Source organism: Duganella fentianensis (assembly GCF_009857835.1).
Taxonomy (GTDB): domain Bacteria; phylum Pseudomonadota; class Gammaproteobacteria; order Burkholderiales; family Burkholderiaceae_D; genus Rugamonas; species Rugamonas fentianensis.
This window is the reverse complement of sequence record NZ_WWCL01000002.1, coordinates 612,676-634,910: the sequence shown is the minus strand read 5'-3', so window position 1 is coordinate 634,910 and position 22,235 is coordinate 612,676. Positions and strand designations below refer to the sequence as shown.

The 22,235-nt window shown below is 59.2% G+C and carries 19 protein-coding genes and 2 tRNA genes; 6 read left to right on the top strand and 15 right to left on the bottom strand.

Annotated elements, in window-relative coordinates; translation table 11 throughout:
- Positions 1-94 precede the first annotated feature (94 nt).
- From pheT to GTP23_RS10665, 8 genes are all read right to left on the bottom strand, one after another.
- Positions 95-2,539, bottom strand: a complete 2,445-nt coding sequence (gene pheT / locus GTP23_RS10700; RefSeq protein WP_161035120.1) for a phenylalanine--tRNA ligase subunit beta — start codon at positions 2,537-2,539, stop codon at positions 95-97.
- A 72-nt stretch (positions 2,540-2,611) separates the two neighbouring features.
- On the bottom strand, positions 2,612-3,631 hold the full coding sequence (gene pheS / locus GTP23_RS10695) for a phenylalanine--tRNA ligase subunit alpha (RefSeq protein ID WP_155435259.1): 1,020 nt from the start codon (positions 3,629-3,631) through the stop codon (positions 2,612-2,614).
- 103 nt (positions 3,632-3,734) lie between these two features.
- Positions 3,735-4,094 carry a 50S ribosomal protein L20 gene (gene rplT, locus GTP23_RS10690; protein WP_008449404.1) on the bottom strand — a complete coding sequence of 120 codons (360 nt, stop codon included), beginning with the start codon at positions 4,092-4,094 and terminating at the stop codon, positions 3,735-3,737.
- 23 nt (positions 4,095-4,117) lie between these two features.
- Positions 4,118-4,315, bottom strand: a complete 198-nt coding sequence (rpmI, locus tag GTP23_RS10685) for a 50S ribosomal protein L35 (protein WP_057262756.1) — start codon at positions 4,313-4,315, stop codon at positions 4,118-4,120.
- A 230-nt stretch (positions 4,316-4,545) separates the two neighbouring features.
- Positions 4,546-5,073, bottom strand: a complete 528-nt coding sequence (gene infC / locus GTP23_RS10680; protein WP_371865902.1) for a translation initiation factor IF-3 — start codon at positions 5,071-5,073, stop codon at positions 4,546-4,548.
- A 31-nt stretch (positions 5,074-5,104) separates the two neighbouring features.
- Positions 5,105-7,012, bottom strand: a complete 1,908-nt coding sequence (gene thrS, locus GTP23_RS10675) for a threonine--tRNA ligase (RefSeq protein WP_155435257.1) — start codon at positions 7,010-7,012, stop codon at positions 5,105-5,107.
- Positions 7,013-7,197: 185 nt separating this feature from the next.
- A tRNA-Val gene (locus tag GTP23_RS10670) sits at positions 7,198-7,274 on the bottom strand.
- Positions 7,275-7,331: 57 nt separating this feature from the next.
- Positions 7,332-7,408: transfer RNA gene (locus GTP23_RS10665), tRNA-Val, on the bottom strand.
- Between the two features lie 177 nt (positions 7,409-7,585).
- Here GTP23_RS10665 and GTP23_RS10660 point away from each other — a divergent pair.
- Positions 7,586-8,527 (top strand): cation diffusion facilitator family transporter, encoded by a 942-nt coding sequence (locus GTP23_RS10660; protein WP_161035119.1) that lies wholly within the window; start codon positions 7,586-7,588, stop codon positions 8,525-8,527.
- Complete coding sequence (locus tag GTP23_RS10655) at positions 8,520-9,164, top strand: CatA-like O-acetyltransferase (protein ID WP_161035118.1); 645 nt, start codon at positions 8,520-8,522, stop codon at positions 9,162-9,164. The genes GTP23_RS10660 and GTP23_RS10655 overlap by 8 nt, the downstream gene beginning before the upstream one ends.
- Before the next feature lie 5 nt (positions 9,165-9,169).
- Here GTP23_RS10655 and GTP23_RS10650 read toward each other — a convergent pair whose 3' ends face one another.
- The 3 genes from GTP23_RS10650 to GTP23_RS10640 form a co-directional block, all read right to left on the bottom strand.
- The gene (locus GTP23_RS10650) at positions 9,170-11,425 is read right to left on the bottom strand and encodes a RelA/SpoT family protein (RefSeq protein WP_161035117.1); all 2,256 of its coding nucleotides are present in this window, start codon (positions 11,423-11,425) and stop codon (positions 9,170-9,172) included.
- A gap of 7 nt (positions 11,426-11,432) precedes the next feature.
- Positions 11,433-11,783, bottom strand: a complete 351-nt coding sequence (locus GTP23_RS10645) for a RidA family protein (RefSeq protein WP_161035116.1) — start codon at positions 11,781-11,783, stop codon at positions 11,433-11,435.
- A gap of 89 nt (positions 11,784-11,872) precedes the next feature.
- Positions 11,873-12,751, bottom strand: a complete 879-nt coding sequence (locus GTP23_RS10640; protein WP_161035115.1) for an alpha/beta fold hydrolase — start codon at positions 12,749-12,751, stop codon at positions 11,873-11,875.
- A 132-nt stretch (positions 12,752-12,883) separates the two neighbouring features.
- On the opposite strand from GTP23_RS10640, the gene GTP23_RS10635 reads away from it, so the two are divergent.
- A complete protein-coding gene (locus GTP23_RS10635) occupies positions 12,884-13,678 on the top strand; it encodes a 3-hydroxybutyrate dehydrogenase (RefSeq protein ID WP_161035114.1) in 795 nt (264 codons plus the stop codon).
- A 147-nt stretch (positions 13,679-13,825) separates the two neighbouring features.
- Entirely contained in the window at positions 13,826-15,127 is a 1,302-nt protein-coding gene (locus tag GTP23_RS10630) for a dicarboxylate/amino acid:cation symporter (protein ID WP_161035113.1), read from the top strand.
- Between the two features lie 64 nt (positions 15,128-15,191).
- Here the strand turns inward: GTP23_RS10630 and GTP23_RS10625 are convergent, their stop codons facing one another.
- A complete protein-coding gene (locus GTP23_RS10625) occupies positions 15,192-15,842 on the bottom strand; it encodes a CoA transferase subunit B (protein ID WP_161035112.1) in 651 nt (216 codons plus the stop codon).
- A 17-nt stretch (positions 15,843-15,859) separates the two neighbouring features.
- Positions 15,860-16,558 (bottom strand): CoA transferase subunit A, encoded by a 699-nt coding sequence (locus GTP23_RS10620; protein WP_155435248.1) that lies wholly within the window; start codon positions 16,556-16,558, stop codon positions 15,860-15,862.
- A 132-nt stretch (positions 16,559-16,690) separates the two neighbouring features.
- On the opposite strand from GTP23_RS10620, the gene GTP23_RS10615 reads away from it, so the two are divergent.
- Entirely contained in the window at positions 16,691-17,254 is a 564-nt protein-coding gene (locus tag GTP23_RS10615; protein ID WP_161035111.1) for a PAS and helix-turn-helix domain-containing protein, read from the top strand.
- 18 nt (positions 17,255-17,272) lie between these two features.
- Here the strand turns inward: GTP23_RS10615 and GTP23_RS10610 are convergent, their stop codons facing one another.
- Complete coding sequence (locus tag GTP23_RS10610; protein ID WP_161035110.1) at positions 17,273-18,049, bottom strand: SDR family oxidoreductase; 777 nt, start codon at positions 18,047-18,049, stop codon at positions 17,273-17,275.
- 216 nt (positions 18,050-18,265) lie between these two features.
- On the opposite strand from GTP23_RS10610, the gene GTP23_RS10605 reads away from it, so the two are divergent.
- On the top strand, positions 18,266-19,942 hold the full coding sequence (locus GTP23_RS10605) for an electron transfer flavoprotein-ubiquinone oxidoreductase (protein WP_202412125.1): 1,677 nt from the start codon (positions 18,266-18,268) through the stop codon (positions 19,940-19,942).
- Between the two features lie 43 nt (positions 19,943-19,985).
- Here the strand turns inward: GTP23_RS10605 and GTP23_RS10600 are convergent, their stop codons facing one another.
- Positions 19,986-22,181 carry a putative bifunctional diguanylate cyclase/phosphodiesterase gene (locus GTP23_RS10600; RefSeq protein ID WP_161035109.1) on the bottom strand — a complete coding sequence of 732 codons (2,196 nt, stop codon included), beginning with the start codon at positions 22,179-22,181 and terminating at the stop codon, positions 19,986-19,988.
- Between the last annotated feature and the right edge of the window lie 54 nt (positions 22,182-22,235).

The window sequence follows — 22,235 nt, the reverse complement described above, 5'->3', positions numbered from 1 at the left end:
TTATTAATTTTACTGCCCTGCCTTCTCTAATAACGAATGAGTCCGGCATTAGCCGGACTCCCGAGTATACAAAACGCTCAGCGATGCGCCCGTATCAGGTGCGCAGACGTGCGCCATGTTTCTGCTTGGCGGCGTCGCCCAGCGCCGTCATAACGGCCTCGACTACGTCATCCTGCAGCGTGTTTTGAGTATCTTGCAAGCTAAAGCGGAAAGCAAGCGATTTTTCGTCCGTTTCCAGCCCTTTACCACGATATTCATCAAACAAAACAATGGCTTGCACAATCTTTCCGTGTGGACTTGTTGCCAAAGCATTATTGAAGGCATCGAGCAGATCCTGCGCCGGAACGTCCTGTTTGACCACCACGGCCAGATCGCGCGTGGCGCCGGGGAACTTGGAAATTTCCGCGTACACAGGCAGATTGCGTTGCTGCAGCGCCTCGGCGTCCACTTCGAACACCACCGGCGCTTGCGGCAGCTCATATTTCTGCAGCCAGCGTGGATGCAGCTCGCCGATGAAGCCGATGACTTTACCATCCAGCAACACATTGGCCGAGCGGCCCGGATGCAGGGCCGGATGTTCGGCTTTGACGAAGCGCAGCGTCAGCGGGGCAAACAGGTGTTCCAGATCCGCCTTCAGGTCGAAGAAATCGACATGGCGGTTTTCCAGACCCCACTGCTCGTCCGCCACGTGGCCGTAGGCCATGGCAGCGACGCGTTTAGGCTGGTGGTAGCCGGCCACGGTCAGCGCGCCATCGGTGACGCTGTCGTCGCGCAGGTAGATGGCACCTACTTCGAACAGACGCACGCGGTTGGTCTTGCGGTTCAGGTTGTAGCGCACATTGCTGACCAGACTGCCGATCAGGTTGGTACGCATCACGCTCATCTGGCTGGCGATCGGATTCTGCAGGCGGATAGGCTGATCATTGCCGGCAAAATCCTGCTCCCATGCGGCTTCCACGAAGCTCATGTTGACCACTTCCTGGAAACCCAGATCGGCCAGCTGATGACGCACGGCGAACAGCGAACGGGTGTTTTCCGGCGCGATGATCATGGTGTTAGCCGCCACAGGCGCCACCGCAGGAATGTTCTCGAAGCCATACACGCGCGCCACTTCTTCGATCAGATCTTCTTCGATCTCGATGTCGAAACGATAGCTAGGTGCCGTTACGGAGAACACGCCATTGTCCTTGCCTTCGCCCGCTTCGAGCGAGAACGGCAGGCCCAGACGAGTGAAGATATCCGCCACCATCTGGTCATCGACGGCCACGCCGATCACCTTGCGCGCGCGCGCCGTGCGCATCTGCACCGGCTTGGCGACAGGCACGTTGACGATCTGGTCGTCCACCGGACCCACTTGCGTGGTGGGGGTGCCGCAGATTTCGATCAGCAGCGAAGTGATGCGCTCGATGTGTTCCACCGTAGTGGCGTGGTCCACGCCGCGCTCGAAACGGTGCGCTGCATCGGTCGAGAAGTTGTACTTGCGGGCACGACCCTGAATCGCGTTCGGCCACCAGTATGCGGCTTCCAGATAGATCGATTCGGTTTCCAGCGAGACAGCAGTAGCGTCGCCGCCCATGATGCCGGCCAGCGATTCGATTTCCTTGTCGTCGGCGATCACGCCTACCCATTCATCGATGTTGATGGTGTTACCGTTCAACAGCTTGAGAGTTTCGCCGGCTTTACCCCAGCGCACATTCAGGCCGCCGTGGATTTTGGCCAGATCGAACACGTGGGTAGGACGACCCAGTTCCAGCATCACGTAGTTGGAAATATCCACCAGTGCAGAAACCGAGCGCTGGCCGCTGCGCTCGAGGCGCTGCTTCATCCACGCTGGCGTGGCCGCTTTGGCGTTCAGGTTGCGGATCACGCGACCGGAGAAACGGCCGCACAGGTCCGGTGCCGAGATTTTCACTGGCAGCACTTCGGCGCTGTTGACAGCGACAGGACGGAAGGTTGGAGCCTGCAGCGGCACGCCCGTCAGGGCCGACACTTCGCGCGCCACGCCCAGTACGGACAGGCAGTCCGCCTTGTTCGGGGTCAGCTTGATGGTGAACTTCAGATCGTTCAGAGCGTAGTAGTCGCGGAAGTTCTTGCCGACCGGTGCATCGTCCGGCAGTTCCAGCAGACCACTGCCCTCTTCCGACAGCTTGAGTTCCTTGGCCGAGCACAGCATGCCTTGCGATTCCACACCGCGCAGCTGGCCTACCTTGATTTCGAACGGCTTGCCATCAGGGCCCGGTGGCAGCACGGCACCGGCCATGGCGCACACCACTTTCAGGCCCGGACGCACATTCGGCGCGCCGCACACGATGTTGAGCAGCGTACCCGTGCCCACATCCACCTGACATACGTTCAGACGGTCGGCATTCGGGTGCTTGGCCATTTCACGTACGTGACCGACCACCACATTGGAAAACGGTGGCGCCACCGCTTCGACTTCTTCCACTTCCAGACCGGACATGGTCAGCATGTGGGCCAGTTCGTCCGAAGTCATCTTCGGATCGACCATGGTACGGAGCCAGTTTTCAGAGAATTGCATAATCAAGCCTTCAAAGAGAGTCCGACGGGAGCGCAGCCAGCAAACAGGGGCGCGCTCGACCGACTTGAGGATTTAGTTGAACTGCTTCAGGAAGCGCAGATCGCCTTCGTAGAACAGACGCAGATCGTTCACGCCGTAACGCAGCATGGTCAGACGTTCCAGACCGGAGCCGAAAGCGAAGCCTATGTATTTTTCCGGATCCAGACCGAAGTTGCGCACCACCGAAGGGTGCACCTGACCCGAGCCGGAAATTTCCAGCCAGCGGCCTTTGAGCGGACCGGAACCGAAAGCGATATCGATCTCGGCCGAAGGTTCGGTGAACGGGAAGTACGAAGGACGGAAGCGCACTTGCAGATCGTCCGTTTCGAAGAAAGCTTTGACGAAGTTCAGGTACACGCCCTTCAGATCGGCGAAGCTGATGTTCTCGGCAATCCACAGACCTTCGACCTGATGGAACATCGGCGAGTGGGTGGCATCGCTGTCGACACGGTAGGTACGGCCCGGTGCGATCACCTTGATCGGCGGCGTATGGCTACGCGCATAACGCACCTGCATAGGGCTGGTGTGGGTACGCAGCAGCAGCGGCTTGCCGGTCGTGTCATTGCCTTCGATGTAGAAGGTATCCTGCATGGAACGGGCTGGATGGTTTTCCGGGCTGTTCAGCGCCGTGAAATTGGTCCAGTCGTTTTCGATTTCGGGGCCGTCGGCCACTTCGAAACCGATGGAACGGAAGATCGCTTCGACGCGCTCCCAGGTGCGCATCACCGGATGCAGGCCACCGCCGGCGCGGCCGCGGCCTGGCAGGGAAACGTCGATCGCCTCGGCGTTGAGGCGCGCTTGCATCTGGGCTTCGGCCAGCGCATCGCGCCGGGCCGTCAGCGCCGCTTCGATCTGCCCTTTGGCAGCATTGATCAGGGCGCCCTGCGCCTTGCGTGCTTCAGGGTCGAGCTTGCCCAACCCTTTCATCAATTCGGTAATCTGGCCAGTCTTGCCCAGATATTTGGCTTTAGCATTTTCCAGTGCGGCGGCGTCATCTTGCGCGGCCATGAAATCCTGCACTGCTGAGGCGACGAGTTGTTCCAGGGAGTCCATGCGTTTTTCTTATCCTCAATCAAAAACGGGGCACAGGTATCTCACCTTGCCCCGTTCTCTCGGCTGCTGCGTTGCCGCAGCAGCTAGTTTAAATCAATGCGTATTAGGCAGCGATTTTAGCTTTCACAGCGTTGACAATCGCAGCGAATGCTGGCTTGTCCATCACTGCCATATCGGCCAGGACTTTACGGTCCAGTTCGATCGAAGCTTTCTTCAGACCGTTCATGAATACGCTGTAGGTAACGCCATGCTCACGGGAAGCAGCGTTAATACGGGCGATCCACAGACGACGGAAGACGCGCTTCTTGTTACGACGGTCACGGTAGGCGTACTGGCCAGCGCGCATAACTGCTTGCTTGGCAATACGATATACCTTGCTACGACGACCGCGGTAGCCTTTGGCCAGGTTCAGTACTTTTTTATGACGGGCACGAGCTGTAACCCCACGTTTTACTCTAGGCATAGTAACTCCTTAACAGTGTGAGATTAAGCGGATGGCATCATACGCAGTACGGACGTTACATCCGAAGCGTTGATGTTGCGGGTGCCGCGCAGCTGACGTTTGTTTTTGGTGGTTTTTTTGGTCAGGATGTGGCGTTTGAAAGCCATACCCGATTTAACAGTACCACCTGGACGCACGCGAAAACGTTTTTTCGCGGAGCTTTTGGTTTTCATTTTTGGCATAGTAATCTACCCCTTCGGGTAGCTCCATATCAAACAGGATTGCAGGTGGTAACTACGTTACGCTTAGATGCCTGCTTTCACTTGTTTTTGCAGCAGATGCGAGTCCACTACATTTACTACAGCCGGACATTATAGACCAGTTGTAGCAATAGCGCAGCAAAAAATTCGGGGCTGGAGCAAGTTTTCTAAAAAACCTGCTCCAGCCCCGAATTTGCTTTCAGCCCGAGGGCTTACTTTTTCTTCTTAGGTGCCAGCACCATAATCATCTGGCGGCCTTCCATTTTCGGGAACTGCTCGACCTGACCGTGCGGCTCCAGATCGGCTTTCAGACGTTCCAGCATACGGAAGCCAATATCCTGGTGCGCCATCTCACGGCCGCGGAAACGCAGCGTGATCTTGGTTTTATCGCCATCTTCCAGGAACTTGATCAGATTGCGCAGCTTGATATTGTAGTCGCCGTCATCAGTACCGGGACGGAATTTGACTTCCTTCACGGAGATGACTTTCTGCTTCAATTTCGCTTCGTGAGCCTTCTTCTGCTCCGAATACTTGAACTTGCCGTAGTCCATCAAACGGCAGACCGGCGGGACCGCAGTAGGTGCGATCTCGACCAGGTCAACGTTTGCCTCTTCCGCCAGGCGGAAGGCTTCGGCCAGACTCACGATCCCGAGCGGCTCGTTATCAACCCCGGATAAACGCATTTCAGGGTGAGTGATTTCGCCATTGATGCGATGCGACTTGTCAGTAGCTATGGTGATTCCTTTTAATGTCTGATGAAATGCTGCGCACTCAGGCTTTGTTGGCGACGTCTTGCTGGAGTCGCTCGATCAGGGCTTCGACGGACATGACGCCCAGATCGACATTGCCCCGTGCCCGCACAGCAACGGTATTGGCATCCCGCTCTTTGTCGCCTACCACTAAAATGTAAGGCAGTTTTTGGACGGAATGTTCGCGTATTTTATAGGTAATTTTCTCGTTGCGCAAATCGGTCTGCACGCGGAACCCGCACCGGCGCAGCTTTTCAGCCACTTGTGCCACATATTCGGCCTGCGCGTCGGAGATGTTCAGAACCGAAACTTGTACTGGCGACAACCAGGTTGGCAGTGCGCCCGCATAGTTTTCGATCAGGATACCGATGAAGCGCTCCATCGAACCAACGATGGCCCGGTGCAGCATGACCGGTACCTGACGGCTGTTGTCAGCGGCCACGTATTCGGCGCCCAGACGCTCAGGCATGAAGAAGTCCACCTGCATGGTACCGACCTGCCATGGACGACCCAGCGAATCCTTCAGGTGGTACTCGATCTTAGGACCGTAGAACGCACCCTCACCCGGCAGCTCCGTCCACGTCACGCCGCAGGCGCGCAGGCCGGAGCGCAGCGCTTCTTCCGCTTCGTTCCAGATTTCGTCGGTACCGATACGGTTGTCCGGACGCAGGGCCAGCTTGACTTCGATGTTGTTGAAGTCGAAGTCTTTGTAGACTTCCATGGCCTGGGTGTGGAAAGCCACCACTTCCGGCTCGATCTGCTCTTCGGTACAGAAGATGTGACCATCATCCTGGGTGAAGCCGCGCACGCGCATGATGCCGTGCAGCGCGCCCGAAGGCTCGTTGCGGTGGCACTGGCCGAACTCGCCGTAGCGCAGCGGCAGATCGCGGTAGGAGCGCATATTGCTGTTGAAGATCTGCACGTGACCCGGGCAATTCATAGGCTTGAGCGCATAGGAACGGTTTTCCGATTCCGTCACGAACATGTTTTCGCGATAGTTATCCCAGTGACCGGTCTTGCCCCACAGGCTGGAATCGAGAATCTGCGGTGCTTTGACTTCCTGATAGCCATTCACCTGATACTTGTTGCGCATGTACTGCTCCACCTGCTGCCAGATGGTCCAGCCTTTCGGATGCCAGAACACCAGACCCGGCGCTTCGTCCTGGAAGTGGAAGAAGTCCAGCTGCTTGCCCAGTTTGCGGTGGTCGCGCTTTTCCGCCTCTTCCAGCTGGAACAGGTACTGCTCCTGATCTTCCTTCTTGGTCCATGCCGTGCCGTAGACACGCTGCAGCATTTCGTTCTTGCTGTCGCCGCGCCAGTAGGCACCGGCCAGCTTCATCAGCTTAAACACTTTCAGCTTGCCCGTCGATGGTACGTGAGGGCCACGGCACAGATCGGTGAAATTGCCTTCCGTGTAGAGCGACACATCCTGATCGGCAGGAATCGATGCGATGATCTCGGCTTTATAAGCTTCGCCGATGGACTTGAAATAAGCCACGGCTTCATCACGTGGCAGTACTTTGCGGGTGACCGGCTCGTCTTTCTTGGCCAGTTCCGTCATTTTCTTTTCGATCGCTACCAGATCGTCCGGGGTGAACGGACGCTTGTAGGAGAAGTCGTAGTAGAAACCATTGTCGATGACCGGGCCGATAGTCACTTGCGCATCAGGGAACAGCTCCTTGACGGCGTAAGCCAGCAAGTGGGCGGTCGAGTGACGGATCACTTCCAGACCTTCCGGATCCTTGTCGGTGATGATGGCCAGATCGGCATCCTGCTCGATCAGGAACGAGGTATCCACCACTTTGCCATTGACCTTACCGGCCAGTGCGGCTTTCGCCAGACTGGTGGCGATGCTGCCCGCCACTTGAGCCACGGTTACCGGGCCGTCGAATTGACGGGACGAACCATCAGGAAGGCGAATTGAAAGCATAGTGATCTCCATTACGGCGCACAGGCCAGGGTGTCAATGAATTTATACGGACGAAAAAAAACGCGGACTAGCCGCGTTTTCTCTTTTTTTGAGCAAAAGGATCCCGTTCGACTAGCGTCACTCACCAATACTGGTAGTAGTTCGCGGTGTCATAACCGGATTGCCTTTCTCGCTCTTACATGTTCTGGTGGGCGGTGCAGAATTCGAATCTGCGACCCCTTGGATGTCGACCAAGTATTCTAACCAGCTGAACTAACCGCCCGAGGTACTTCTATCGTTATAGTGATGTACTGCCTGCTCCACTACCTACTGCTTATTCTGGTGGGCGGTGCAGAATTCGAATCTGCGACCCCTTGGATGTCGACCAAGTATTCTAACCAGCTGAACTAACCGCCCGAAGACCAGCATTATAGAGAGCGATGCGAAGAAACACAAGGGCATGGATGCGAAACATTTACAGAAAGCACTATCTTGCTGATTTGACTGCGCGCTGGCGGCATAACCAGCCGCCATAGCGGCAGGAAAGCGCGTGATCCATTAAACTACGGTTTTCCCTACACTCCGCCTCAACCCATGCCCCAGAATTCCGTGGCTGGCAGCCAGCTGCCCGACTCCCCTTCCGCCCACCTGCACGCGCACCGCGATGGTGACGCCCTGCACGTCCACTACACAGAACAGCGCAGCCAGTCCGTACTGGCATGGTCGCTGGTGCTGACGCTGGGCTTCGCCGTGGTGGAGGTGGTGACGGGCTTTATCTCGAATTCGCTGGCCCTGATTTCCGACGCCGGCCACATGGTGACGGATGCCGCCGCACTGGGGCTGGCCCTGCTGGCCCAGCTGATCGCCAAACGCCCGCCGTCGGCACGCAACTCCTTCGGCTTTGGCCGCGCCGAAGCGCTGGCCGCCTTCGTCAACAGTCTGGTGCTACTGGTACTGGTGGGCTGGATCGTGGTGGAAGCCATGCACCGCTTCTCGCAGCCGGAACAGGTGCAGGGCGCCATGGTCACGGTGGTGGCCGCCATCGGCCTGCTGATCAATGTGGTGCTGGCCTACATCCTGTCTCGCGGCGAGAGCAATATGAATACGCGTGCCGCACTGGTCAATGTGATCGGTGACCTGCTCGGCTCCGTGGCCGCACTGGCGGCCGGTGCCGTCATCTATTACACGGGCTGGATGCAGATCGACCCGCTGCTGTCCATCTTCGTCGCCATGCTGATCCTGAAATCCACCTGGAGTGTGCTGCGCGAGTCCTACCACTTCCTGATGGAAGGCGTGCCCGAACATATCGACTATCTGCAGGTGGGTGCCGATCTGGGCCAGATCGATGGCGTGCTGTCCGTGCACGATCTGCACGTGTGGGATATGTCACCGGGCCAGCCTGCCCTGATCGGCCATGTGGAAATCACCGACTTGTCGCGCTGGCCTGCCATCCTGCAGAATATCAAGACCATGCTGCTGGATAAGCATGGTATCGACCACATCACCCTGCAGGCAGAAGTCCCCCACGATGCATAATTTCGAGAAACGCCGTGACCGCTACAACGGTTACACCCAGTTCGCCAACCCGCTGATCAACCTGAGCTTCACGCTCACCGTGCCGGATCTGCGGCCCTACTGCAAAGCGCAGCAGCTGCCACCGTTCCACGTATTCCTGTATTGCGTGCTGCGCGCTGTCGCCAGCATCGACAATTTCATGTACCGCGAGCTCGATGGCGAAGTGATCCGCATCAAGGACTTCATGGCCTCGTACACGGTGCTGAATAGCGATAACAACCTGAATTTTGCCCGTTTCGATATGACGGACGATCTGGCGCTGTTCGTCGAACGCAGTCTGGCAGCGAAAAAAGTGGCGGAAGCCAGCGCAGAACTGATCAACACCAGCGCCGGTCTGAGCCCGCTCGACCACAAACGCAATGTCTACATCACCTGCATGCCGTGGCTGGAACTGACGGCTATCGAGCACCCCATCTACCTGCACAAAACGGCCGATATTCCCGCCCTCGCCTGGGGTAAATTCGGCCCGCCGCAGGACGACGGCATGATGCGCCTGCCCTTATCGGTACAGGCCCACCACGGTTTTGCCGACGGCTACCACATCCACCTGCTGGGCGAGGCTATCAAAGCCCAGCTCGCCCAGCTGATCGAAGCTTAAAGCCATCAGGCGCGGCGTGCTTCCTGTACGCCGCTCACTTCCGTAATCGCCGTCAAGGCCTTCTGCAACTGCGCCGTGGCGCCGATTTCAGCCGTGAAGGTCATGCGCGCGAAACCTTTGGCGCTCTGGGTATTCACACCTATCACATTGATTTTCTCGCGCGAGAATATCTCCGAGATATCGCGCAGCAGACCCTGACGGTCACCGGCCAGTATGAAGATATCGACCGGATACACGGTATCGGCGGCCGTGCGCCCCCATTCCGTGACGATGACGCGCTCCGGTGCCTGCGCCCGCATTTCGGCAAAGTTCTTGCAGGTGGTGCGGTGGATGGATACGCCTTTGCCACGCGTGACGAAGCCGACGATGCCATCCGGCGGCGCCGGCTTGCAGCACTTGGCCAGCTGCGTCATCAGGCCATCCGTGCCGACCACCAGCACGCCCGACTTGGCGCCCTGCTCCACACTGGAAGCACGGCTGCGGTTGAGCACCACGGCATCTTCCGGCTCGACCGGCTCGCCCGTATCGTTGAGCGCCTGCTCGACCTGACGCAGACTGAATTCATCCTTGCCCACCGAGAGGAACAGATCGTCCACCTTGGCGAAGCCCAGCTTGTTGGCCAGCGCTTCCAGATTGACGGCCGTCTTGCCTTCGCGCTGCAAGGTCTTTTCCACCATGGCGCGGCCATCGGACAGCGTCTGCTGCATGTCGATGGCGTGGAACCAGGCGCGGATCTTGGAGCGCGTGCGCGTCGCTACCGTGTAATCGTTATTCAGCCAGTCACGCGAAGGCCCGGCCGTACCGGGCGCGCCTTTGGCCGTGATGATTTCGCAGGTCTGGCCGTTTTTCAGCGGCGTATTCAGCGGCACCATCACATTGTCTACGCGCGCACCACGGCAGCGGTGGCCCACATCCGTATGCAGGTGATAGGCAAAGTCCACCGGCGTCGCACCCACCGGCAGTTCCAGCACGCGCGCCTGCGGCGTCAGCACGAAGATGCGGTCATCCAGCGCGGCTGATTTGAGCTTCTCTACCCATTCGCGCTGCTGCTGTTCTTCCTGCCCCACCACGGCATCGGCCACGTCGGTTTTCCACGCCAGCAGCTGGCGCAGCCAGGCGATCTTCTCGTCGTACTTCTGCCCCTGGAAGTTGGAACCGCCTTCTTCCTTGTAGCGCCAGTGCGCCGCCACGCCGTATTCGGCGAAGTTGTGCATTTCCTGCGTGCGGATCTGCACTTCCAGTGGCCGGCCATCTTCCGCCGTCACCACCGTGTGCAGCGACTGGTAGCCGTTAGGCTTAGGACGGGAGATATAGTCGTCGAACTCTTTCGGGATCGGCGTCCAGATATTGTGCACCACGCCCAGCACCGTGTAGCAGGTCTTGACGTCGGCCACGATCACGCGGAAGGCGCGTACATCGTACAGATCGGTGAAGTCCAGCTCCTTGCCCTTCATCTTGTTCCAGATGGAGTAGATATGCTTGGGCCGGCCGAACACGTCGGCCTGTATGCCGGCGGCCGCCATTTCCGACTGCAGGCGCGCAATCGCCGAGGTCACGAAGCCCTCGCGCATCATGCGCTTCTCTTCCAGCATCTTGGCGATACGCTTGTAGGTATCCGGTTCGATGAAGCGGAACGACAGGTCTTCCAGCTCCCACTTGAGCTGCCAGATACCGAGGCGGTTGGCCAGCGGTGCGTACAGATCCAGCGTTTCGCGCCCGTAGGCACAGGTCATCTCGTTGAACAGTTTGATCTCGGCGAAATAGCGCAAGGTGGTCACGCAGGACGCCAGCCGCACCAGCACCACGCGCATATCCGAGGCCATGGCCAGCAGCATCTTGCGCAGAGTTTCCACCTGCGCCACCGCCTGCTGCGCCGCATTGCGCCCGCGCGCGGCGGCCTGCGGGTCCTTCTGGCCCAGCGTCAGTTCGCGCAGCCGGATCAGCTGGCGTACGCCGGAAGCCAGATCGCACACATCCTTGCCGAAGCGCGGCTCGATCAGCGGCGCATGGGCCGGATCGAGCAGCGTCAGCTCGAACATCAGACCGGCAATCCGTGTCTCGACGTCGGTACGCATGAAGGCCAGCGTGCTGGCCACGCCCACGGCGAAGTCGAAGGCAGCCTGCCCGGTGCTACATATCCGTTCGCCGTAAGCGTCGCCGGCATAATCCAGAGCTGCCAGCATGCGGGCGCCGTCGTCGACGGACAGGCCCTGCACCAGATGTTCCGAGGTGGCGCTGGTAATGGCGGTGGTGGAAACCATGGGACTCCTAGCGCTGTGCAGCGATGACGACGATCTCGACGCGCCAGTCGGGATCGGCCAGCTTGGCCTCCACCGTCGCACGGGGCGGCGTGTGGCCGTTCGGCACCCACGCATCCCACACTTCGTTCATGCCGGCGAAATCGGCCAGATCGGCGATGTAGATCTGGCAGCTCAGGATGCAGGTCTTGTCGCTGCCCGCTTCGCCCAGCAGGCGGTCGATATGGGCGAGCACTTCACGCGTCTGGCCCTGGATATCCAGGGTTTTATCGTCGGCGATCTGGCCCGCCAGATACACGGTGCCGTTATGAATCGCCACTTCGGACAGGCGTTTGCCCACATGCAGTCGTTTGATTTCCATACTCTTCTTCTTGGTAAATTCTGCTCAAGCCAGTACGCGAGCATACTGTTTATTCTTTAAATGCCGCTTAGTGCAGCTTACGGTGCAACTCAGCCCAGCAGGAACTGGCGCACGATAGCGATCTGGTCTTCATGCACAAAGGTCGGCGCATGGCCCACACCGGCAATCTCCACCAGTTTTGCGCGCGGGCCGCGCTGGCCCATCTGCTGCGCCGTCTCGGCCGACAGCAGATCGGACTCGGCGCCGCGGATCAGCAAGGTGTCGCAGCGGATCGCATCATAGGCAGCCCACAGCGCGGCCTGATCGGCATCGACGGATTCCGGCGTGGCCGAGCGGAAGGGCTGGGCCAGTCCCATATCGTAATGGCGCACCCATTTCCCATCCTTGTCCTGACGCAGCACATCCCGCGCCAGCTTGTCCCATTCCGCTTCCGTATGCGGGCCGAAAGTAACGGAAACATCACGGATGAACTGGGCCGCTTCTTCATAGGTATCGAAGCGCATGTCCTGACCGATGTAGTCGCCGATGCGCTGCAACGCGGCCGGTGCCAGCACGGGACCGATATCGTTGAGGATCAGTTTGCCGATAGGGTTGCCGGGCAAGGAGGCCAGGCCCAGACCGATCAGCCCACCCATGGAAGTGCCGAACCAGTCCACCTTGGCCGCGCCATGGTCGGGCAAGACGCGCGCCAGCAAAGTCACGATGTCGCTAACATACTGGGGAATGCGGTACAACTGGGGGTTGAGCAGGCGGCCCGAACGGCCACGGCCCACGATATCAGGGGCGATTACGCGGTAATCGGCGGCCAGCACCTGCGCCATTGCATCAAAATCGTCGGAAACCCGGGTGACACCGTGCACACATAACAACACACGGGGATTGTCGGCATCGCCCCACTCCTTGTAGGACATGGTATGCAGACCGGCCATCGACAGGCACTGAACAGACTTTATTTTTGCTTCGAACATGCGGCTTCCTTGGTGATTTTTATTCGATTTATGTAATGATGTTCTGAACTAACATTTTACTGGGCAATGCGCTTAAAATCCTACACAAGTGTAGCGCAGCGCGACTTTAATCTTCAACCCTGCAGAGGAACTATGGCAAACAAGACTTTGAGCGGCAAAACGGCACTGGTGACGGGATCGACTTCCGGCATCGGGCTCGGCATCGCACGCACGCTGGCAGCGGAAGGCGCCAACGTACTGCTGAACGGTTTCGGCGATGCAGGCGAAATCGCCCAGCTGCAGAAAGATCTGGCCAGCGAATTCGGTATCAAAGTGGACTACCACCATGCCGATATGTCCAAGCCCGACCAGATCGAAGCCATGATCGCCTACGCCGGCGAGAAATTCGGCGGCGTCGATATCCTGGTCAACAATGCCGGCATCCAGTATGTGGCCAATATCGATGAATTCCCCGTTGAAAAATGGGATGCCATCATCGCCATCAACCTGACTTCGGCCTTCCACACTACCCGTCTGGTGCTGCCGCGCATGCGTGCCAACAACTGGGGCCGCATCATCAATCTGGCATCGGTCCATGGTCTGGTGGCGTCGGCCGGCAAATCGGCTTACGTGGCCGCCAAGCACGGCCTGATCGGCCTGACCAAGACCACGGCGCTGGAAACGGCCAGCACGGGCATCACGGCCAACGCCATCTGCCCCGGCTTCGTGCTGACGCCACTGGTGCAGAAACAGGTGGACGACCGTGCCGCCAAGGATGGCATCAGCAATGAGGAGGCCAAAAAAGCCCTGCTGGCCGACAAACAGCCCTCGCACGAATTCGTCACGCCGGAAGAACTGGGCGCCATGGCCGTATTCCTGTGCAGCGAAGCAGCCCGTCAGGTACGCGGTGTAGCGTGGAATATGGATGGCGGCTGGGTGGCCCAGTAAAGCCGGATCCGGTAAGCCGCCCTTGCGCGCAGGGGTGGCGCTGCTGGCAATACGTGTTATCACCAATCCCCACGAGGATTTCCACAATAGTGATGACAGTTATTTTCACGGATGATAAACGCTTGACCTTGAAGCGTGGAGACACCCGTGAAAAAACCTTTCTATAAAATCCTGTACGTGCAGGTGCTGTTCGCGATTGCGTGCGGTGTGCTGCTCGGCATGTACTACCCCACTGATGCCGTGGCCATGAAACCGCTGGGCGATGGTTTCATCAAGCTCATCAAGATGGTCATCGCACCCGTGATCTTCTGCACGGTGGTGTCCGGCATCGCCGGCATGCAGGATGTGAAGAAAATCGGCCGCGTGGGCGGCAAAGCCCTGCTCTACTTCGAAGTCGTCTCCACCTTCGCCCTCGTCATCGGCCTGTTCGTGGCCAATCTGATGCGTCCGGGCGCCGGCTTCAACGCCGATCCGGCCACGCTCGACACCAAATCGATCGCCCAGTTCACGGAAAAAGCCAAGCAGCAATCGACCATCGATTTCGTGATGAACATCATCCCGAACACCATCGTCGATGCTTTCGCCAAAGGCGATATCCTGCAAGTGCTGCTGATCGCCATCCTGTTCGGCTTCTCGCTGTCGCTGCTGGGTGAGCGCGGCAAGCCGGTAGCCAAGCTGATCGACGAGCTGGCTTCGGCCATCTTCGGCATGGTTGGCATGGTGATGAAAGCTGCTCCTATCGGTGCTTTCGGCGCCATGGCTTTCACCATCGGCAAATACGGCATCGCTTCGCTGAAACCGCTGGCCGCGCTGATGGGCTGCTTCTACCTGACCTGCGGCCTGTTCGTCTTCATCGTACTGGGCGCCATCGCCCACTTCACCGGCTTCTCGATCTTCAAATTCCTGCGCTACATCCGCGAAGAACTGCTGATCGTGCTGGGCACCAGCTCCTCGGAAAGCGCGTTGCCTTCGCTGATCACCAAGCTGGAACGTCTGGGCTGCTCCAAATCGGTGGTCGGTCTGGTAGTCCCTACCGGTTACTCCTTCAATCTGGACGGCACCAACATCTACATGACCATGGCCGCTCTGTTCGTGGCACAGGCCACCAACACCGACCTGACGCTGACGCAGGAACTGACCATCCTCGGCGTCGCCATGCTGACCTCGAAAGGTGCTTCCGGCATCACCGGCGCCGGCTTCATCACGCTGGCAGCGACGCTGGCCGTGGTACCGACCATCCCTGTGGCCGGCATGGCCCTGATCCTCGGCATCGACCGCTTCATGAGCGAATGCCGCGCCCTGACCAACTTCATCGGCAACGGTGTGGCCACGGTGGTCGTCTCGAACTGGGAACACGAACTCGATCACGACACCCTGCACAAAGAGCTGAACCATCCCGGCTCGACCGTGACCGATCCTGATCTGATGCCGCTGCACCGCGCCCACTAAGCGCAGCTGGCACAATAAAAAAGAGCACGCCGCGGCGTGCTCTTTCTGTATCTGCGATCAGCGTTTACACGGCCGACAGGTCGAGCGGCACGCCCGTGGCAGCCTGTATCTGTTCCTTGTTCACGCCCGGTGCCAGTTCGATCACTTTCAGGCCGGCCGGCGTCACTTCCATCACGCCCAGATCCGTCACGATCAGATCGACCACGCCTACGCCCGTCAGCGGCAGATCGCACTGCTTGAGCAGCTTGTGCGAAGTGGAACCATCCTTGGCCGTGGCCACGTGCTCCATCAGCACCACCACGCGTTTTACGCCAGCCACCAGATCCATGGCGCCGCCCATGCCTTTGACCATTTTGCCCGGAATCATCCAGTTGGCCAGATCGCCTTTTTCCGACACCTGCATGGCGCCCAGAATGGCCAGATTGATCTTGCCGCCGCGGATCATGCCGAAGGAATCGGCCGAGCTGAAATAGGCCGCGCCGGGCAGCGCCGTCACGGTCTGCTTGCCGGCGTTGATCAGGTCCGCATCGACCGCATCATCAGTCGGGAACGGGCCGATACCGAGCAGGCCGTTTTCCGACTGCAGGAATACTTCCATCCCGGCCGGCACATAGTTGGCCACCAGCGTAGGCAGGCCGATGCCCAGGTTCACATAGAAACCGTCCTGCAGTTCCTTCGCCGCACGCGCGGCCATTTCATCACGAGTCCAAGCCATAGTTATCTCCGTTATTCTTAGTTGGCGCGCACGGTGCGCTGCTCGATACGTTTTTCCGGCGTCGCGTTGACGACGATGCGGTGCACGAAGATGCTAGGCAGATGCACGGCATCGGGATCGATCTCGCCCACTTCCACCAGCTGTTCGACTTCGACGATGGTGATCTTGCCGGCCATGGCGGCATTCGGGTTGAAGTTGCGCGCCGTTTTGCGGAACACCAGATTGCCCGCCTTGTCGGCCTTCCACGCTTTCACCAGCGACACATCGGCCACCAGCGAACGTTCCATCACATATTGTTCGCCATCAAATTCGCGGATTTCCTTACCTTCGGCCACGATGGTGCCCACGCCCGTCTTGGTGAAGAAGGCCGGAATGCCGGCGCCGCCAGCGCGCAGCTTCTCGGCCAGCGTGCCTTGCGGGGTGAATTCCAGTTCCAGTTCGCCGGCCAGATACTGGCGTGCAAATTCCTTGTTTTCGCCCACGTAGGAAGCAATCATCTTCTTGATCTGGCGGGTTTCCAGCAGCTGGCCCAGACCGAAACCGTCCACGCCGGCGTTGTTGGAAATCGCCGTCAGGCCTTTTACGCCGGAGTCGCGCAAGGCAGCGATCAGCGCTTCAGGAATACCGCACAGACCAAACCCGCCCACGGCGATGGTCTGGTTGTCCTGTACCACACCAGCCAGAGCGGAGGCGGCGTCCGGATATACTTTATTCATGGGTCTCCCTTTTTATGGAATGTTGCAAATTTCAGTGCCCAACTTATGAAAAATGAATCGGCAGCGTAGCGTGTCAGCATAGAATAGGCACATCAAAAGTACAATACCGTAGAAATACCTGCCGCCTTGCCCATGACTGCTGCCCCTGCCATCGACTACGAATCCATCTTTCTGCATGCCCCCGTCGGCATGTGTATTTCGGACCACCGCACCATACAGGCCAGCAACGATGCACTGGCCCAGATGTTCGGCTACACGCGTAGCGCCATGAACGGCATGTCGTTCCAGCAGTTATACCCCACCATGGACGAATTCCTGCGCACGGGTGACCGCATCATCCCCATCATGAATGCCAAAGGCCGCTACTCGGACGAGCGCATCATGCGCCGCGCCAGCGGTGAACTGTTCTGGTGCCACGTGACGGGCCATGCCATGCGTGCGAGCGAGCCGCTGGGCCCGGGCATCTGGACGTTCGAGGATGTGAGCGAGAAGCGCCCCGTGACGGCCGAACTGACGCCGCGCGAACGGGAAATCGCCGCGCTGCTGGTGGAAGGCAAGACCAGCAAGGCGATAGGCCGGCAGATCGACCTGAGCCCGCGCACGGTGGAAATGCATCGCGCCAAGCTGATGCGCAAATTTGCTGCTGCCACCTCGTCCGAACTGGTACACAAGCTGGTCGGGTTGCAGCAGCTGTAGGACTCCAGGATTGCCCTGTCAGGCTGCCGTCATGCCGTCGTCGGCGGAAATGATGGCGCCATTGATGAAGTTGGAGTCTTCACCGGCCAGCAGCAACAGCAGACCGTCGAGGTCTTCCGGCTTGCCCGGACGCTTGCGCGGCAGCATATCGATCAGCTTGCGCCCCTGTTCGCTGGCGAAATAGTCTTCATTGATCTCGGTCGAGATATAGCCGGGGCAGATGGCATTGGTATTGATGCCGTACTTGCCCCACTCGACTGCCATGGCCTTGGTCATCTGCACCACCCCGGCCTTGCTCATGCAGTACACGCCGATCTGCGGCAGCACGCGCAGGCCCGCCACGGAAGCGATGTTGATGATGCGGTGTTTCTTGCTCGGATCACCCTTGGCGCGCGCGATCATGCGCTTGGCCGTCTCCTGCGCCACGAAGAAGCCGCCGCGCAGATTGGTATCCATCACGAAGGCATAATCGTCCGGCGTCACATCGACCAGACGTTGCGTAGTTGATACGCCCGAATTATTCACCAGAATATCGATGGGGCCGGCTTCCGTTTCCGCATGGGCGATGGCCGATTTGATGCTGGCATAGTCCGTCACATCTAGACTGACCACGTGGGCCGCACCACCGTCCGCTTCGATTTCAGCGCGCAATTCCTTCAGCCGGTCGATGCGGCGCGACGCCAGCACCACCTGCGCTCCAGCCTGAGCCAGCACTTTGGCAAACCGGGCTCCCAGACCGCTGGAGGCGCCCGTAATCAGCGCAATTTTTCCCTCAAAGTTGACTTCTATGCCCACGAGCTACTCCTAAATAATTTTGATGGTAACAAACGCCAGCCTAAGGGGTCTAAGCGGGAATGTCTATCCATAATCATTACATAAATCGCCAGTATTAGATTGCGGTGTCTAATAATGTCCCTCAAAATGGCGCCACAATTGCATTTCGGACGAAAAAGAAGCACACTCGTGCTAAAATTTTTTTGATCCTTTCATTCACCACTATAAGAAGAGACTATGACACAGCCTCAAACCCTCCTTGAACAGTATGGCCCACGCGATGCGATGGAGTATGACGTCGTCATCGTAGGCGGCGGCCCTGCAGGCTTGTCGGCAGCAATCAAGATTAAACAGCTGGCCGCCGCGCAACAGCGCGAAGTGTCCGTCGTCGTGCTGGAAAAAGGCGGCGAACTGGGCGCCCACACCCTGTCCGGCGCCGTGATGGACCCGAAAGCGCTGACCGAACTGATTCCTGACTGGAAAGAAAAAGGCGCGCCGCTGAATACCCCGGTGACGGAAGACCGCGTACTGTTCCTGACCGAAACGGGCGCCCACAAGACTCCGAATGCGCTGCTGCCAGCCTGCTTCGAGAACCATGGCAACTATGTGATCTCGCTCGGTAACGTGGTGCGCTGGCTGGGCCAGCAGGCCGAAGCGCTGGGCGTGGAAATCTTCCCCGGCTTCGCGGCAGCCGAAGTCCTGTACAACGACGATGGCTCCGTCAAAGGTGTAGCCACCGGCAATATGGGCGTCAAGCGCGACGGCGAAGCCGGCCCTGACTTCCAGCTCGGTATGGAACTGCACGGCAAATACACGCTGTTCGCCGAAGGCGCACGCGGCCATCTGGGCAAGCAGCTGATCGCCAAATTCCATCTGGATCAGGGTAAAGATCCCCAGTCCTACGGCATAGGTATCAAGGAACTGTGGGAAATCGATCCGGCCAAGCATCAGCCCGGTCTGGTGGTGCACACCACCGGCTGGCCGCTGGACAGCAAAACCTATGGCGGCTCCTTCCTCTACCATCTGGAAAACAATCAGGTGGTGGTCGGCTACGTGGTCGGTCTGAACTACGAAAACCCGTATCTGTCGCCATACGAAGAATTCCAGCGCTACAAGACCCACCCGGCCATCAAGCCTTTCTTCGAAGGCGCCAAGCGGATTTCCTACGGCGCGCGTGCGATCGCGGCCGGCGGCCTGCAATCGCTGCCCAAGCTGGTCTTCCCCGGCGGTGCACTGATCGGTTGCGATGCCGGCTTCCTCAACATGAGCCGTATCAAGGGTAGCCATGCCGCCATCAAGTCGGGTACGCTGGCCGCCGAAGCCGTGTACGAAGCACTGGTAGCCGAACGTCAGGGTGACGAGCTGAGCAGCTTCAGCACGGCCTTCGAACAATCGTGGCTGCACGAAGAACTGCACGTGGCCCGTAACGTCAAGCCATGGCTGAGCAAAGGCCTGTATCTGGGTTCCGTCATGACCTGGATCGATCAGAAGATCCTCAAAGGCAAAGCCCCGTGGACGCTGCACCACAGCTATGCCGACCACGAGTGCCTGAAGCCGGCCTCGCAGTTCAGCCCGATCAACTATCCTAAACCGGATGGCAAGCTGACCTTCGACCGTCTGTCCTCGGTGTTCATCTCCAACACCAACCACGCAGAAGACCAGCCTATCCACCTGACGCTGAAGAACGCCAGCGTGCCGGTGGACGTCAATCTGGCCAAGTATGCAGGTCCGGAAAGCCGTTATTGCCCGGCTGGTGTGTATGAATTCGTCAAGACCGACGAAGGCGCAGACCGCCTGCAGATCAATGCGCAGAACTGCGTGCACTGCAAGACTTGCGATATCAAGGACCCGACCCAGAACATCGTCTGGATCACGCCGGAAGGCGGCGGCGGCCCTAACTATCCCAACATGTAATACCACCGCCCGGGCTTACCCCCGGGTATGCAGTCCGGCCTGCTCAGAAGTGATCGAGTTCAGGCAGGCCGGCTGCGCACAACTGCTCGAACTGTGCCGGCGCCAGCGCGCCCGCATACACATAGCCCTGCACAAAGTCGCAACCCGTCAGCCGCAGCAGCGAACACTGGGCTGCTGTCTCCACCCCTTCCGCTACCACCCGCAAGCCCAGCTTGTGCGCCATGACTACCAGCGCTTCGCACATGGCCAGCTCACCGCTATCACTGACGATGTCAGTGAGGAAGCTGCGATCGAGCTTGAGCTGATCGATGCCGAACTGCTTGAGGTGCGAGAGCGAAGCGTGGCCATTGCCGAAGTTATCCAGTGCCACCTGCAAACCCATTTCGCGCAGGCAGCGCAGGCGCTCCACCACCCGCGTCACGCCATCGGCCAGCACGCTTTCCTTGATTTCGATGACGATGCTGTGCGGGCTGAGCTGTAGCTGCTGCACATAGTCGCACCAGCCGCTGTACAGGTCCGCATCGCCGCGCAGCTGGGCCGCGGAAAAATTCACGCTGATCTGGAACTCGCTGCCATAAGCCTGCTGCCATTGCTGCACCTGACGCGCGGCATGGCGGAACACCCAGTCGCCCACTTCCAGCATCATGCCGCCCGATTCGGCCTGGGACAGAAACTCGGCCGGTCCCAGCAAGCCCCGCTCCGGATGGCGCCAGCGCAGCAGCGCTTCGGCCCGCTCGATTTTACCCGTGGCCAGATTCACGATGGGCTGGTAATGCAGCTCGAACTGCTGGGCCGCCAGTGCGCCGCGCAAGTCCAGCGTGGTCTGCAGGCGCTGCTGGGCCGCCTGCTGCAGCTCGGCCGTGAAATAGCTGTAGCGGTTGCTGCCGCCGGACTTGGCCGCGTACATGGCCTGATCGGCATTGCGCAGTAGCTCTTCCGGTGCGTGGCCATCACTCGGATACAGCGCTATGCCTATGCTGGCCGAGATGCTGGGCACGCCCGTCTCCAGCAGGAAGGGACGGGTAAGCTGGCCCAGCATGTTCTGGGCAATCCGCTCTATGCCGGTAGTCTGTTCCAGACCGGACAGGATCACGGTGAATTCATCGCCGCCGAGGCGGGCCACGGTGTCGGAAGTGCGCACGCAATTGCTGATGCGGCGCGCCGCTTCGATCAGCACGCAATCGCCCTGCTCGTGGCCCAGCGTATCGTTGACCTGCTTGAAATCGTCCAGATCGATGAACAGTAGCGCCAGCTGCAGGCCTTCGCGCTGGGCCTTGCGTACTTCATAGTTCAGGCGGTCGTGGAACATATGCCGGTTGGGCAGGGCCGTGAGCGCGTCGTAATTGGCTTTCTGCCAGATCAGCTCGCTATTCGCGCGGTCGGCCGTGACATCCGTGACCAGCGCCAACGCGCCCAGATAAGCGCCGTCGGCGTCATAGATGGGATTGGTGACCAGCGAAGTCCACAGCTCGCTGCCATCCTTGCGCAGGAATTTGAATTCGTGGCGCTCGGCCACGCCGCGCTGGCGCCGCGCGATATTCTGCTCCAGTATGCCGCGTCCTTCCTCGTCCATGAAGGCCACCAGCGGCTGGCCCAGCATGTCTTCGATGGCATAACCGAGCATGCTGGCCATTTTCGGATTGACGAAACTGGTGCGGGCCTTGGCATCGATTTCCCAGATGCCTTCTTCGGCCGTATGGACGATGCGGCGGAAGCGTTCTTCGCTGCGTTCCAGCGCGGCCAGCTTGCCTTCGGCCAGTTCCAGCACCACGCGGATGGCTTGCGAGCTGGCATCGGCGCTGGCGCGCAAGGTGGCGGCAAAGCCCTGCTCATCCGGATGGCGGCAGATCTGCACGCCGCATTGCTGGGCCTGGCTGGTATTCAGGGCGTTACGCACCATGGCATCGAAATCGTCATGGAAACGCGGCGCCACGAACTGGCGCAACGGCAGCCGTGCGGGATTGCTGCGCGGGACGCCCAGCACATCGGCGCCCACCACATTCATCTGCAAGATGGTGGTATCGAAGCCCAGCACGAAATAGCCGACCGGGGCCAGCAGGTAGATGTCGTTGAAATAGGTCTGTTCCGCGCTCAGCTGGTCGGCGCTCAGGCCTGTGCGTAGGGCCGCAGCCATGGCGCTGCCCTCGAGGCGCTCAATCTGGCCCCGCTGCCCTTCGCCGGTCCCGACCACAGACCGGCGTACTGCCGTCAGCTCTGTCAGCGGCACACGCTTGTCCATACCATTCCTTTGTGAACAGTAGCAAGACTATCATTTTAGCAAGGGAGTGTCGAG